This window comes from Streptomyces sp. NBC_00647 (assembly GCF_045207245.1).
Taxonomy (GTDB): domain Bacteria; phylum Actinomycetota; class Actinomycetes; order Streptomycetales; family Streptomycetaceae; genus Streptomyces.
In genome coordinates this window covers 8162610-8176995 of sequence record NZ_CP109040.1, presented here as the reverse complement: position 1 = coordinate 8176995, position 14386 = coordinate 8162610, and the positions used below count along the sequence as shown (strand labels likewise).

At 72.1% G+C, this 14386-nt stretch carries 10 protein-coding genes; 8 read left to right on the top strand and 2 right to left on the bottom strand.

What is annotated here, in order from left to right; translation table 11 throughout:
- The first annotated feature begins 106 nt into the window (after positions 1-106).
- The 5 genes from OG788_RS35865 to OG788_RS35845 all read left to right on the top strand — a co-directional run bounded on the left by OG788_RS35865 (position 107) and on the right by OG788_RS35845 (position 5723).
- Positions 107-535 carry a MarR family winged helix-turn-helix transcriptional regulator gene (locus OG788_RS35865; RefSeq protein WP_406375197.1) on the top strand — a complete coding sequence of 143 codons (429 nt, stop codon included), beginning with the start codon at positions 107-109 and terminating at the stop codon, positions 533-535.
- Positions 532-1299 (top strand): IclR family transcriptional regulator, encoded by a 768-nt coding sequence (locus OG788_RS35860; protein ID WP_406375196.1) that lies wholly within the window; start codon positions 532-534, stop codon positions 1297-1299. Before OG788_RS35865 ends, OG788_RS35860 begins: the two co-directional genes overlap by 4 nt.
- 227 nt (positions 1300-1526) lie before the next feature.
- Positions 1527-2801: a sensor histidine kinase gene (locus OG788_RS35855; protein ID WP_406375195.1), complete on the top strand. Its 1275-nt coding sequence runs from the start codon at positions 1527-1529 to the stop codon at positions 2799-2801.
- Positions 2798-3466, top strand: a complete 669-nt coding sequence (locus tag OG788_RS35850; RefSeq protein WP_351546643.1) for a response regulator transcription factor — start codon at positions 2798-2800, stop codon at positions 3464-3466. The genes OG788_RS35855 and OG788_RS35850 overlap by 4 nt, the downstream gene beginning before the upstream one ends.
- Positions 3467-3602: 136 nt before the next feature.
- The gene (locus OG788_RS35845; RefSeq protein WP_406375194.1) at positions 3603-5723 is read left to right on the top strand and encodes an MMPL family transporter; all 2121 of its coding nucleotides are present in this window, start codon (positions 3603-3605) and stop codon (positions 5721-5723) included.
- Between the two features lie 132 nt (positions 5724-5855).
- Here the strand turns inward: OG788_RS35845 and OG788_RS35840 are convergent, their stop codons facing one another.
- Complete coding sequence (locus tag OG788_RS35840) at positions 5856-8564, bottom strand: FAD/NAD(P)-binding protein (RefSeq protein WP_406375193.1); 2709 nt, start codon at positions 8562-8564, stop codon at positions 5856-5858.
- A gap of 301 nt (positions 8565-8865) precedes the next feature.
- On the opposite strand from OG788_RS35840, the gene OG788_RS35835 reads away from it, so the two are divergent.
- From OG788_RS35835 to OG788_RS35825, 3 genes are all read left to right on the top strand, one after another.
- Positions 8866-10161 (top strand): Ig-like domain-containing protein, encoded by a 1296-nt coding sequence (locus OG788_RS35835; RefSeq protein ID WP_406375192.1) that lies wholly within the window; start codon positions 8866-8868, stop codon positions 10159-10161.
- A 244-nt stretch (positions 10162-10405) separates the two neighbouring features.
- The gene (locus OG788_RS35830; RefSeq protein WP_351546634.1) at positions 10406-11812 is read left to right on the top strand and encodes a glycoside hydrolase family 16 protein; all 1407 of its coding nucleotides are present in this window, start codon (positions 10406-10408) and stop codon (positions 11810-11812) included.
- Positions 11813-11827: 15 nt separating this feature from the next.
- Entirely contained in the window at positions 11828-13360 is a 1533-nt protein-coding gene (locus OG788_RS35825) for a glycoside hydrolase family 64 protein (protein WP_406375191.1), read from the top strand.
- A 51-nt stretch (positions 13361-13411) separates the two neighbouring features.
- Here OG788_RS35825 and OG788_RS35820 read toward each other — a convergent pair whose 3' ends face one another.
- Positions 13412-14320, bottom strand: a complete 909-nt coding sequence (locus tag OG788_RS35820) for a helix-turn-helix domain-containing protein (RefSeq protein WP_406375190.1) — start codon at positions 14318-14320, stop codon at positions 13412-13414.
- Positions 14321-14386 lie beyond the last annotated feature (66 nt).

The window sequence follows — 14386 nt, the reverse complement described above, 5'->3', positions numbered from 1 at the left end:
ACCGCCCCGCCCGGGGCCCGGCCCCAGGGAGCCCGTCATCGCAGGTCAGCGGAGCGCCGCAGAACATCCCCGAGGACCCGTCCGCATCGACGCCGAGGAGCCGTGGATGCGCGGCCTGCACGCGGACACCGGCTATCTGCTGTACCGGCTGGGCCTGCGCTCGGGGCAGTTGTTCAACGCGTTCCTCCAGGAGTCCGGCCTGCGGCTGCGCCACTACGCGCTGCTGCGGTTCCTCGCCACCTCGCGGGGCGCGCTGCAGCGGGAGCTGAGTTCGCGGCTCGGCTACGACCCGAGCGCGATCGTCGGGCTCGTCGACGACCTGGAGAAGCTCGGCTTCGCGGAGCGCAGGCCCTCCCCCGACGACCGCCGCAGCCGGATCGTCGTTCTCACCGAGGACGGCCGCGCCTTCCTGCGCGACACGGACGAGGCCGGCCTGCGCGTGACGAACGACCTGCTCCAGCCCCTGGACCCCGCCGAACGGGAGACCCTGCACACGCTGCTGCAACGCGTCGCGGACGCCGAACTGAACTCATGACCGCCCTGTCGGCTCCCGACCGCCTCCTCGCCGTGCTCGCCGCCTTCGACCACGAGCACACGGCGCTGTCCCTGACGGACATCAGCCGTCGGGCGGGCCTCACCCTCACCACCGCCCACCGGCTGGTGGCCGCGCTTGCCGAGTGGGGCGCGCTGGAGCGGGACGCCGACGGCCTTTACCACGTGGGCCTGCGCCTGTGGGAGATCGCCGCGCTCGCCCCGCGCGGCCTGGCGCTGCGGCAGATCGCCCTGCCGTATCTGGAGGACCTGTACGAAGCGACGCACGAGAACGTGCAGTTGGCGGTCCGCGACGGCGCCGAGGTCGTCTACATCGAGTGGATCTCCGGGCGTTCGTCGGTCGGCGTCCGTATCCAGGTGGGTGCCCGCTGGCCGCTGCACGCGACAGGGGTCGGGCTCGCGCTGCTCGCGCACGCGCAGCCCGCGTTCCAGGACGCCTACTGCGCCGGGCCGTTGGCCGCCTTCACGCCGTACACCATCACCGACCCGGCCCGGCTGCGGCGCGTTCTGGCCGAAGTCCGGCACACCGGTGCGGCGGTGAGCAGCCGTCAGGTGACCGACGACGCCCTGTCGGTGGCCGCGGCGGTCCGCGGCACGGACGGAACGGTCGTCGCGGCCGTGTCGGTCGTCGTGCCCCAGGCCGACGCGCAGGTACCGGCGTTGGTCCCGGCGGTACGTCTGGCGGCCCGTGGAATCTCACGCGCCCTCGGATGGCGGCCGACGGAACCGACGGAACCGCACGTCTGACACCGCACGTCTGACACCGCACGCCTGACGCGGACACGGACCCCGGCACCCGCACCCGCACCGGCACCGGCACCGGCACCGGCACCGGCACCGGCGTGAGGATCGGCACCGGGGCGGACACGGCCGGGTACCCGCCTTCGGGCGGGACGGGATATCCCTCTCGCCGGTGAGGCGTCCGCGGAACCGGATCGGGATACTGGGACGGCCCTTGTCCAAAGGAGCCGCGTATGCCCGCCCAGTCCTGGTCAGCGCCCGTCGCCTCGCGGTGGCGGACGGCCCTGTCACCCGCCGTGTCCCGATGGCGCCCGTTCGTCGCGCGGTTGCGGACGACGCATCCCTACGTCCTCGACACCGCGCTCGCCGCACTCGTGCTGTTCGCCGCCTCGCTCCAGTGGATGTTCCCCGACGAGGGCGACGACCGGCTGTCCTGGCAGGGGTTCCTGCTGGCGGTCGGGACGGCGGCGCCGCTGGTGTGGCGGCGGCGGGCACCCTTCCCGTCCGCGCTCGCGGTGTCGATCTGCACACCGGCCATGGCGCTGTACCACGCGCCGCCGCCGAACGTCGCCTACGGCGGACTGGTCGTCCTCTACACGGTGGCCACGCTCTGCCCGCCCGCCCGGCGCCGCTTCATGCTGGTGACCTGGCTGGTCGGCGCCTCGCTGACGATGACGACCAAGGAGCACGCGCAGCCCTTCGAGTACGCGTTCCACCTCACGAGCTTCCTCAGCGCGTACGCGCTCGGCGTCCTCACCCGCGTACAGCGCGCCTACACGGCGGAGTTGGAGGACCGGGCCCACCGGCTGGAGCGCGAGCGCGCCTCGGACACGGCGCGCGCGAAGACCCAGGAACGCGCCAGGATCGCCCGCGACATGCACGACATCCTGGCCCACGCGGTCAGTCTGATGGTGGTGCAGGCGGAGGCGGGACCCGTGGTCGTACGCAGCGATCCGGAACGGGCCGAGGCGGCTTTCGACGCGATCGCGACGAGCGGGCGCGACGCCATGACCCAACTGCGGCGCATTCTCGGGGTTCTCAAGGAGGACCCGGTGAACGGCGCGTCGGCCCGTTTGCCGCAGCCCGGCATCACCGCGCTCGGTGAACTCGCCGCGCAGGTCGCGGAGTCCACCGGACTACGGGTCGACCTGCGGACCACCGGCGAGCGGCGCCCCCTGCACCCGGACACCGAGGTGGCCGCGTACCGGGTGGTGCAGGAGGCCCTCACCAACACCGTGAAGCATGCGTACGCCGCATCGTCACGGATCGAACTCGACTGGAGGGATGACGCGTTGACGCTCACGGTGACCGACGACGGACGGGGGCCGGTGCGTCCCCCCGGCGGACGGGATCTCGGACCCTCGACCGGCGGACACGGACTGATAGGCATCCGCGAGCGGGCCGCCGCCTGCGGAGGCAGCGCGGACGCGGGCCGCGGCCCCGAGGGCGGCTTCCGGGTCACCGTGCGCCTCCCGTCCGCGGCCGACCGGCAGGCGGCCCTCGGATGAGCATCCGCGTGGTGGTCGCCGACGACCAGGAGCTGGTCCGCAGCGGTTTCAGCATGATCCTGGAGGCCCAGCAGGACATCGAGGTGGTGGCCGAGGCGGGTGACGGCGTCCAGGCGGTGGCCGCCGTGCGGGAGCACGCGCCCGATGTGCTGCTCCTCGACATCCGCATGCCGCGCATGGACGGCCTGGAGGCCGCGCGCGTGGTGTGCGCGGAGTCCGGCTGCAAGGTCGTCATGCTGACCACGTTCGATCTCGACGAGTACGTGTACGAGGCGCTGTACGCGGGGGCCAGCGGCTTTCTGCTCAAGGACGTCCGCCGCGACGACCTCGTCCACGCGGTGCGGGTGGTCGCGGCCGGCGACTCGCTGCTCGCGCCGACGGTGACGCGCCGGCTGGTCGCGGACATCGTGCGGCGCCGGCTGGCGGAGTCCGCCGTCGAGGTCCCGCCCCAGCGGCTGGACGTCCTCACGGCGCGCGAGGAGGAGACCCTGCGGCTGCTCGCCCGCGGGCTGTCCAACGCGGAGATCGCGAAGACCCTGTTCGTGAGCGAGCACACCGTCAAGACGCACGTCAGCAACATGCTGAGCAAGCTGGGGCTGCGGGACCGCGTGCAGGCCGTGATCTGCGCGTACGAGACGGGGCTGGTGACCCCTGGCTCCTCCTAGCGAGTGAACCGCCGGGGCGCCTCCCTCCTGCGAGGGATTCCCGGAAACCGCTCCCCCCGGCGATCCGGTGACCCCCGGTCCGGTACGACGCTGAGTGGCGTTGTCAGGAACCGCATCAACCGCCGGGAGGCGCACCGTGCTCGCCACGATCTCCCGGGCGGCGACCCGCCGCCCGATCACCGTGATGCTCGTCTGGCTGCTCATGCTGCTGATCGGCTTCGGCCTCGGCACGGGCGTCTTCGGCCGGCTCGTCGACTCGGTGCCCGATGTCCCGGGCACCGAGTCGGAACGCGCCGCCGCCCATCTCGACCGCGTCGATTCGAGCGGTGAGTCGATCACCGCCGTCATCGCGGGCACCTCCGTCTCGGACCCCGCGCTGCGGTCCCAGGTCGCGGGGGCGGTCGCGGACCTGCGTACGGTCTCGGGAATCGCCGAGGTGCCCGACCCGTACACCACCCGGGGCCTCACCTCCGAGGACGGCAGGGCGCTCGTCATCCCGGTGACGCTCAAGGGCGACATGAAGTTCCGGGACGAGAAGAAGGCCGTCGACACGGCGGCCGAACGCATCAAGCGGATCGACGCGCCCGACGTCCACGTCAGCGGTGGGCTGCTGCTCGGGCAGCAGATGAGCGGGCGCGCCCAGGAGGACGTGCAGCGGGCCGAGTTGATCTCCCTGCCGGTCGTGCTCGCCCTGCTCCTCGTCGTCTTCGGCGGGCTGCGGGCCGCGAGCCTGCCGCTGGTGATCGCGATCAGCGGAGTCGCCGGCGCGTTCCTGGCGCTGTTCGCCTTCAGCCAGTTCACCGACATCTCGGTGTACGCGATCCAGATCACCACCATGCTGGGACTCGGACTGGCCATCGACTACGCCCTGTTGATGGTGGTCCGCTTCCGGGAGGAGCGGCGCCACACCGACGAGGTCGTCGAGGCCGTGCACCGCACCGTGGCCGGAGCCGGACGGACCGTCCTGTTCTCCGGGCTCACCGTGGCCGTCAGCCTCACCGGGCTGCTGGTCTTCCCCAGCCCGTTCCTGCGCAGCATGGGTCTCGCGGTGGCCGCCGTGGTCGTCGTCGACATGCTCGCGGCGATCACCCTGCTGCCCGCCCTGCTGGCGCGCTTCGGGGCACGGATCGCACCGGCACGCGCGAGGACCGGGGCCGCCGCGGCCGGCCCGGACGCCGAGGGACGCGTCTTCGCCCGCCTCGCCCGGTTCGCCACCCGCCGTCCGGTCGTCGTCCTCGCCGCCCTCGTCCCGGCCCTGATCGTCCTCGCTCTGCCCGCCGTCGGCATGAGGATCAGCATCGGGGACGCCAAGCAGCTGCCCGCGAGCACCGAGGCGCGGCAGTTGTACGACACGCTGGGCGCCCACTTCCCGCCCGGCACCGGGGTGTCTCCGGTGTCCGTGGTGGTGGGTTCCGGCGCCGGCGAGGGCACGGTGGACCGCGTCCGCGCCCTCGCCGGCACGAGTGACGCGCGGGCCCTGCCGGACGGCAGCACGCTGGTGCACCTGCAGCCGACCGGGAGCGTCGACGGGAAGGCGGCGACCGATCTGGTCGAGCGGGTACGGCAGGTACGCGGCGACGAACCCGTCGAGGTGACCGGCGTGGCGGCCCGGCTGGTCGATTTCCGCGCGATGCTCGCCGACCGGGCGCCCTGGGCCGCGGTCACGGTCCTCGTCGGCATCTTCGTCCTGCTCTTCGCCTTCACCGGTTCGGTGCTGATCCCGCTGCGGACGATCGCGACGACGCTGCTCAGCCTCGGGGCCGCTCTCGGCGCGGTGGTCTGGGTCTTCCAGGACGGGCATCTGGCCGGAGCGCTGGGCGCCGAGGGCCTCGGTTCGCTCAGCCTGACCGCTCCGCCGCTGATCATCGCGATCGCCTTCGGACTCGCCATGGACTACGAGCTGTTCATCCTGGCCCGGATGCGTGAAACCTGGCTGCGGACCGGCGACCACCAGGAGGCCGTCGTCACCGGGCTGCGCCGTTCGGGCCGGGTCGTCAGCTGCGCGGCCCTGCTTCTCGCCATCGTCTTCGGCGCGTTCATGACCGGCGGCTTCTCGCCCATCCTGCAGATCGGCCTCGGCCTCACGCTCGCGGTCCTGATCGACGCGACCGTCGTCCGCATGCTCCTCGTACCGGCGACGATGGCGCTCCTGGGCAAGCGGGCCTGGTGGGCCCCGGGCGCGCTGCGCAGGGCGCACGACCGGCTCGGCGTGAGCGAGGAGGAGCCGGCGGACCGGCCCCAGCCGGTCGGCGTCTGACCTCGGTCCCCCGAGCGTCCGCGAGCGGTCCGGCATCCGCCTTCCCCGACGGCGGGTGCCGGACCGTTCCGGCGCGCGCACGGACGGCGGTGCCGCCGCACGACCGAGCGGCGCCCGGCCCGTCCGCCCCGCTCAGTTGGGCAGCTCGGCGAGCAGACGGCTGTCCCGGGGTGAGGGGCCGCGGTCGAGGCGGGTGTCCAGAAGACGGCGGGCCGCTTCACAACGGCCCGCCGCGACCAGGGCGTACAGCAGGGTCTCCTCGACGACCTCCCGTTGGGCCGCGCTGCCGCCGACCCGGCCGAGGACAGGGAGCAGGGCGTCCAGGCCCCGGGCGGCTTCGGAGAAGCGTTCCTCGACGAGCGCGGCGAAGGCCTCGCAGAGGGGGACGACGACCTCACGCTGCACGGGGTCGGCGCCGGCGGCGTGGTCGCGGAGCCGGCGCAGCGCCGCGAGATCGCCGACGGCGGTGAGGGCGACCGCGGCGTGCAGCGCGGTGAAGGCGGTCGCGGGCCGCTCCACGATCTCCCGGGCGACGTTGTCGAGGACGTCCGCCGCCGGTACCCGCCCCCGCCAGCTGTCGCTGAGCCGGGCCCGCCACAGGAGCGATCCCGAGTCGACCAGGGCACGTACGCCGGTCACCCGCCCCGGAGCGAGCTGGGCGAACCAGCGCCTGCGGACGGCGGCGGGATCGTCGAGGGCCAGTTCGTGCAGGGCGATGTGCCAGGAGAAGTGGGCCCGGTGGACGGCGCCCCGTCCGTGCCCCGACACCCAGGCGTCGAGCCAGTCGCGGCCGGTCTCGTGGGCCCCTGACTCGTAGTGGACGTGGGCGAGGGCGTGCACGGCGTGTCCGGAGGCCGGCTCGGCGGTCAGCGCCCGATGGGCCAGTGCGGCGGCCTCGTCGTAGCGGCCCTGGTCCTGGCGCAGGAAGGCGAGGAGCGAGGCCGGGAACCAGTGGCCGTCGTAGGCGGGCGCGGTCCGCTCGACCAGGGTCAACGCGTAGCCCGTGTCGAGGTCGTTGATGCCGGAGAAGGCGATGGTGGGCACGGCGGCGGCGAGCGCCAGCGCGTCGGCGGGGTGCGCGGCGAGGTGCCCGAGCAGGGCCCCCGCGCCTCTGTCCCGGGACGCACCGTGCACACGGCGGGTCACCACGTCGACGAAGGAGCGCTCGCGCTCGTCGGCCCGTTCCCGCGCGCAGCGCTGCGCGTCGGCCAGCGCCCTGGGCACGTCGACGTCGGCGCCGCACTCGTGGCCGAGCAGGGCGAGCGCGGCGTGGCCGAGCGCGAAGCCGGGGTCGAGGACGACGGCGCGCGCGAAGGCGTCCTCGGCACCTGCCCTGACCTTGAGGACCCGTTCGAGGCCGGTGCGATGGGCGGCGGCCGCCTCGGCGTGGGTGGACAGCGCGAGTCCGTGGGCGTCGACCGGCCGACGGCGCGCGGGGCGCCGCGGGGGTGCCTGGGGGGCGAGCAACTGCTCGGCCAGGTCGGCGGCTTGGACCCGGATCTCGGGGATGGCGGTCGTCTCCCACAGTTCGCCGCGGCGTGGAGCGCCGAGGGTGAACACCGGCAGCCCGGTCCCGCCCTCGGCGTCGAGGAGCCTGCCGTCTCGGGTCGCGACGCCCAGACCGAGGGGGCCCGGCACGGCGGCACCCGTGTCGAACAGCGAGCGCCACAGGGGGTCTTCGGGCCGAGGGCCGGGCCCCGTGCAGTCGATCACCCAACCGGCCCGGATGTCACGGCCGTCGGAGAGCGTGACCCGTACGGAGCCGTCGGGCCGTACGACGGCGTCGGCGATCCTGCCCGTGTGCACCCGCAGCCGCCGGGCCGTACGGGCCCGGGCGACCGACTCGGCCGTCACCGGCGCCATCCGGTGGCGGTGGGTGTTCCACAACGCGCCCTCGCGCTCCAGGAACAGGGCGCGTTCCTCGGGCGTGAGGCTGTGCCACAGGCGAGCGGTGTGCGGGCGCAGACTGTCGAGCGCGGGACGCCAGTCGCCGTGGGCGCGCACGGCGCGGCCGATGTGGCGGTAGACGGTCCGGCGCAGCGTGGACAGCGTCGGCGCGTCGAGCCCTTCGGGTGCGGCCATCTCGGCGGCCGGGCTCAGCGCGTGCGGCTGCGGCAGCAGGCCGGAGCGGGAGAGTGCGTGCACGGTGCGTCCCGGCCGGTCGAGGCTGAGCGCCAGGTCGACCGCGGTGAGCCCGGTGCCCACCAGCAGGACGTCGGCGTCCGCGCGTCCGCTCGCGCGGGCGGCCGGCTCGGCGAGGGGTCCGTCGAGGGCGCCGGGCGCCCAGGGGGACCCGATGAACCGCTCGGAGGTACGGAGTCCGGGCGGGACCCGGTCGCCGGTCGGGGCCGCCGGACCGGTGGCGAGGACCGCGCTGTGGGCCGACAGGCGCTCTCCGTCGGCGAGTCGAAGCTCCAGCCCCCCGCCCGGGGCGGGGATGCAGCCCTCCGCCCTGGTCCGCAGCCGGTGTACGGCGACGGTGCCGTGGGCGTGGACGATCGCCTGTGCCAGGGTGTCGGCGAGGTAGGCGCCGTAGCGGTAGCGGGTGGCGAAGTCGGTTCCCCTGACGGTGGGTTCGCCGTGCCGGCACAGCCAGCGGGTGAAGTGTCCTGTGTCGTCGGGGTAGCAACTCATGCCTCCGGCGGGCACGTTCAGCCGGTGTCGGGGATCGGGGGTGGCGTACGCGGTGCCGCGTCCGGCTTCGGGGGCCGGGTCGACCAGGACGAGCTCGAGAGGGGTGCGGCGCCGGGTCGCCGTCTCGCACAACTGCACGGCCGTGAGCGTGCCGGCCGCACCCGCTCCGACGATCGCCACGGTGTGCCGCTCACGGGCTGGATTCACGGATACCTCCGGCGGGTCTGCTGCGGAACCGGCAGGCGGAGCCCCTTCATCACTCCGGCGACCGGTGAGGTCGCAAAGGGCTCCCGGAAGGGGATCTCACGGAGAACTCAGGGGTCCGGTCGGCGCTTCATACTCTGGTCACAATCGAAGGCGGCCCGGCAACCGTGGAATTTGGCCGTCTCTCCGGCCGTCTTCACAGGAATCTCAGGTTTGAGCCGTCGGATTCAAAGAATCAACCCATGGAAGTCGCGCAGGATGCACCCGCAGCGGTGGTGAGCGAAGAACCGAGGAAAGGCGTTCCGTGGGCGTCCCTGAGATATCGAACCGGCCCGAGTCAGCACCGGACGCCCCGGGGCCCGCACGGCACCGGCCCGGGCGTCCTGCCTGGTCACGGCGGGGAATCCTCGCCGCCCTCGGCGCCGCGGTGCCGGCCCTCGCGCTGGCGGGGTGCGGCGACTCGGCGGACGCCACCGAGGGGACGGGAACGACGGCGACCGCCGGATCACCGGACGGAACCGGGGCAACGTCCCAGGTGAGGACGCCGGCCATCACCGTCAGCCCCGCCGACGGCACACGGAAGGCCGCATTCACCAGCCCGGTCGAGGTCTCGGTGACCGACGGCACCCTGTCGACGGTCGAGGTGTCCGGCAATGACGGTTCCACTCTGGCCGGATCCTTCAACGACGACCGCACCCGATGGACCTCCACCCGGAATCCGTACTCGGGCACCAAATACACGGTCAGCGCGAAAGCGGAGGGTGCCGCGGAGCACACCGCGGTCTTCGTCACGAAGTCCCCGGGCGAGACCTTCGTGGGCTATTTCACGCCCGAGGCGAATTCGACCTCCGGCGTCGGCATGCCCGTGTCGATCAACTTCACGAAGGCCGTGACGGACCGGGCGGCCGTCGAGAAGGCCATCACGGTGACGGCGGAGCCCGCGGTCGAGGTGGTCGGCCACTGGTTCGGGAACACACGGCTCGACTTCCGTCCGGCGCGGTACTGGGCGGCGGGCACGAAGATCACGCTGAGCCTGCGATTGAAGGACGTCGAGGGCACGGACGGCGTCTACGGCGTCCAGTCCAAGGACGTCACCTTCCGCATCGGTCGCCACCAGGTGAGCACGGTGGACCTCGCGAAGAAGACCATGACGGTCGAGCGGAGCGGCGCGACCCGAGCCACCTACCCGGTCAGCGGCGGCGACGCGGACCACACCACCTGGTCCGGGATCATGGTGATCAGCGAGCGGTTCGAGGCGACCCGGATGGAATCCTCGACGGTCGGACTCGGCGACGAGTACGACATCGCGGATGTGCCGCACGCCCAGCGCCTGACCACTTCCGGCACGTTCATCCACGGCAACTACTGGGCCACGGCCTCCATTTTCGGCGGCAGCAACACCAGCCATGGCTGCATCGGGCTGCACGACGTGAAGGGCGCCGACGACACCTCCGTGCCGGGCTCGAGGTTCTACGAGAGCTCGATGCTCGGTGACGTGGTGATCGTCGAGAACTCGGGCGAGCGGACCGTCGAGGCGTCGAACGGCCTCAACGGCTGGAACCTGTCGTGGGCGGACTGGAAGGCCGGCAGCGCTCTTTGACGGTCCACCCGAAGGGGCGGGCATCGGCGAACCGCGCCGGGCCCTCCCCTTCCGCATGCCCCCTTCTTTCACGGCGTGAACTCCCTTGAGCCGTAAGGACTTTCTCGGCTTCACCTCTTGACGGCCGGAGTGACAGAGAGCACATTGGCCGCGCAGCTGCTGTGAGAGCGCTCTCAAATGGCCATGGGAGCGCTCTCACGACCACCCGCGCACCCCACACTCCGTACCCGAAGAGGCACACCCCATGAGTGAAACTTCCGGCACACCCGTCAGACGCGGCCCACTGCGGCGCGTGCTCATCGCCGTGCTCAGCACACTGAGCCTGGCGGCGGTGGCCGCCACGGCGGCCACCCTCCCCGCGAACGCCTCCGCCCCCACACCCCCCTCCGGCTGGTCCCAGGTCTTCCTCGACGACTTCAACGGGTCCGCCGGAACCGGCGTCAACACCGCCAACTGGCAGTACACGACGGGCACGAGCTACCCGGGCGGTCCCGCGGGCTTCGGTACCGGCGAGATCGAGACGATGACGTCCAGCACCAACAACGTCGCGCTCGACGGCACCGGCAACCTCCGGATCACCCCCCGGCGCGACGCCGCCGGCAACTGGACCTCGGGCCGGATCGAGACGGTCCGCACCGACTTCCAGCCGCCCGCGGGCGGCAAGCTCCGCGTCGAGGCCCGCCTCCAGATGCCGAACGTGACCGGCGCGGCCGCCAAGGGTTACTGGCCCGCCTTCTGGATGCTGGGCGCGCCCTTCCGCGGCAACTACTGGAACTGGCCGGGCATCGGCGAACTGGACATCATGGAGAACGTCCAGGGGCTCAACACCGAGTGGGCCACCATGCACTGCGGCACCTCACCGGGCGGCCCCTGCAACGAGACCTCCGGCATCGGCGGCAACACCCCCTGCACCGGGGCCACTTGCCAGGCCGGGTTCCACACGTACGCCGTCGAGTGGGACAAGTCGACGAGCGTCGAGGAGATGCGCTTCTACCTCGACGGCGTCAACTTCCACACGGTCCGGGCGAACCAGGTGGACGCGGCCACCTGGACGAACGCCACCAACCACGGCTACTTCGTGATCCTGAACGTCGCGATGGGCGGTGGCTTCCCGGACGCCTTCGGCGGCGGCCCGGACAGCGGCACGGAGCCCGGCCACCCGCTCGTGGTCGACTACGTCCAGGTGCTCCAGTCGGGCAGCGGCGGCGGTGGCGGCACCACTCCGCCGCCCACCGGAAACCGTGACGCGTACAGCGCCATCCAGGCGGAGTCCTACGACGGCCAGGCGGGCGTCGGCACCGAGACCACGACCGACTCCGGCGGCGGCCAGAACATCAGCGCGCTCGCGAACGGCGACTACGCGCTCTACAAGGGCGTCAACTTCGGCTCCACGGCCGCCAAGCAGTTCTACGGCAGGGTCGCGAGCGGCGCGGCGGGCGGGGTCAGCGGCCTGGTCGAGGTGCGCCTCGACAGCCGAACGAGCACGCCGATCGGCAGCTTCGCGCTGGGCAACACCGGTGGCTGGCAGGCCTGGAAGACCGTGCCCGCGAACATCAGCTCCGTCACCGGAACGCACGACGTCTATCTGACCTTCACCAGCGGCCAGCCCGCGGACTTCGTGAACGTCAACTGGTTCGACTTCGGTCACTGACACTGGAGTTGACGGATGCTCACCCGATCCCCGGCCGGGCCGGCCGCATCACGCCCCGAGGTCAGGCGGAAAGCCGGCGCCGCCCTGGCCGCCCTCCTCACGGTGCTGATGCTCGGCCTGGCCGGGGCGGTACCCGCAAGGGCCGCCGCCGACTACACCCAGGGCGTCACTTCGACGGGCTCCGGCTCCGTCCAGATCTGGTTCACGCCCACCGTGCCCGCGTCACTGGTCGATGTGCACTACCTGTCGCCCGGCGCGGGACAGCAGGACTTCCGGATGACGAACACCTCGGGCACCTGGCGGCAGAGTGTCAGCGGCCTGCCGAGCGGCTTCACCCTGGAGTACTGGTTCACCTACGAGAAGAGCGGCCCGCTCCACGACACCCCGCACTTCACCCACACCGTGGGGAGCGGAGGGGGAGGCGGCGGGGGCGACGGGGGCGGCACCGGCAGCTTCCCGATCACCTTCCAGAACAACACCCGTGGGACGTACGCGAATTCACAGATCTACGTCACAGTGCTCGGTCAGGTGACGCCAGGCCAGTGGTCGTACATGAGGGCCGACGGAACCATGGCACACATCAACCACCTGGACGCGAGCGCGCCCGGACACCTGACCAAGAACGGCGTGAGCTACCCGAACATGTCGTTCACGCTGGACCGGGCGGGCGGTTCGGTGCCGTCCCCCACATCCATCCGCGGCGGCCGGATCTACGTCTCCCTCGGCTCCCCGCTGTACATCCCGGTCTCCGCGGACGACCAGGGCTGGGGCGGTCCCGACCTGCGCAACCCGAACGACCCCAACACCGACGTCCACTACGACTGGTACGAGTACACGTACGTCTTCGGACAGGTGGCCTTCGGCGGCAACACCACCCAGGTCGACCAGTTCGGCTTCCCGATGACCTCGCGGCTCACACAGGCGTCGAGCGGCTACGACACCACGCGGGGCATCACGCTGACCCGCGCCCAGGTCATGTCGCAGTACGCCGCCTCGGTGGGCGCGGCCTTCAGGCCGTTGCAGAACACCTACCGGATCGTCGCCCCGCGCTCCTCCGACCTCTTCCTCACGGGAGGCTCCCAGGCGAACCATCTCCAGCCCTCCATCGACCAGGCCTGGTCGTACTACGCCACCCACCCCTTCAGGCTGACCCGGCTCGGCGAGACCTTCACCGGCCAGGTCTCCGGGACCACGCTCACCTTCACCAAGAACGGAGCCGGTCCCTACACCCTGCGGAAACCGTCCTCCCCGGACGTCATGGCCTGCGCCGGAGCGCTGGCCTCGGGCAGCGACCCGGAGAAGCAGCTCGGCGCGGAGTTCTGCGCCGCGTTCAACCGGGGCGTCGCCCTGGACACCTCGGCCTGGTACACCCCGTCCGCCTACTACACCGGAGGCGCCAAGAACGACTACGCGGCCTTCCTGCACACCGTGGGTCTCGACGAGCGGGCCTACGCCTTCCCCTACGACGACATCAACGACCAGTCGTCGGTGCAGATCCTCGGCAACGCGAGCCCGCCGACCGGGCTGACGCTCGGCATCGGCTGGTGATCCGGCGCCGCACGGCCGGCTGAGAGGGGCGGACCTCATAGTCCGCCCCTCTCAGCGCAGTTCGGCCCGGAAGGCCACCGGGGTCGCCCCCGTGTGCTGGTGGAAGAACTTGGAGAAGTTGGCCGCGTCCGGGAAGCCGACGGCGACTCCGATGCGCCCGATCGGCATGTCGGTGTGGGCGAGGAGCCGCTTGGCCTCCAGGACGACCCGCTTGTCGATGAAGCCCTTGGGCGTCTCGCCCGTGGCCGCGCGCACCGCGCGGACCAGGGTGCGGCGCGAGTATCCGAGGCCGTCGGCGTAGGCGCTGACGCTGTGGTTGGTGGCGAAGTCCTTCTCGACCGCGTCCCGGAAGCGGGTGAAGGTGGTGTCGGTGTGCTCGCGGGCCGCCTCGGCGGAGCTCGCCGCGAGATGGGCGAGGCGCAGCAGGAACGCGGTGAGCGAGTGCCGCAGCACCGAGGTGTGCAGACTGAGCGGCAGCGTGGTGGTGTCGACGTACTCGCGCTCCAGCTGGGCGAGCGAGTGCTCCAGTGCCGTGAACCGGCCGGCGTCGGGGCGCAGCAGCGGGGGCAGGTCGTAGCGGTAGAGGCCGGTCGCCTCGACGGTCGCCCGGGGCAGGAACCCGGGCTGCATGGTCAGGACGGTGCCGCGGTAGCGGTCGGTGCTGGAGAAGCGGTGCACCTGACCGGGCCGGATCCACAGGATGTCGCCCGCGCGGGCCTCGTACTCGGCGAAATCGATCATGTGCCGGACGGGGCCCTCGTGGAAGAGCATCACGACGTGGAAGTCGATGCGGTGCACGCGTTCCAGCGGGGCGTCCGCGTGCCAGGTGCGCCCGGTCCCCATGGCGCCGACCTGCATGCCCACGCCGGACAGGCTCAGATCGGCCGGGAAGGGAAAGGTCCTGATCCCGTCCTGGCCGCCTTCGCTCCCGGTATCGCCTTGGGTGGTTCTGTCTGCCATGTCCTTCTCGCGTCGGCTCGCCACGACTCTGCGTGTCCCACTTTCACCGAAGGCTGACACACGGAC

What these genes read in the sequence shown, in the direction of transcription:
- OG788_RS35850 (WP_351546643.1), top strand. Translation starts at nt 2,798, where the DNA reads ATGAGCATCCGCGTGGTGGTCGCCGACGACCAGGAGCTGGTCCGCAGC.
- OG788_RS35820 (WP_406375190.1), bottom strand. Translation starts at nt 14,320, where the DNA reads ATGGCAGACAGAACCACCCAAGGCGATACCGGGAGCGAAGGCGGCCAG.
- OG788_RS35825 (WP_406375191.1), top strand. Translation starts at nt 11,828, where the DNA reads ATGCTCACCCGATCCCCGGCCGGGCCGGCCGCATCACGCCCCGAGGTC.
- OG788_RS35855 (WP_406375195.1), top strand. Translation starts at nt 1,527, where the DNA reads ATGCCCGCCCAGTCCTGGTCAGCGCCCGTCGCCTCGCGGTGGCGGACG.
- OG788_RS35860 (WP_406375196.1), top strand. Translation starts at nt 532, where the DNA reads ATGACCGCCCTGTCGGCTCCCGACCGCCTCCTCGCCGTGCTCGCCGCC.
- OG788_RS35830 (WP_351546634.1), top strand. Translation starts at nt 10,406, where the DNA reads ATGAGTGAAACTTCCGGCACACCCGTCAGACGCGGCCCACTGCGGCGC.
- OG788_RS35865 (WP_406375197.1), top strand. Translation starts at nt 107, where the DNA reads ATGCGCGGCCTGCACGCGGACACCGGCTATCTGCTGTACCGGCTGGGC.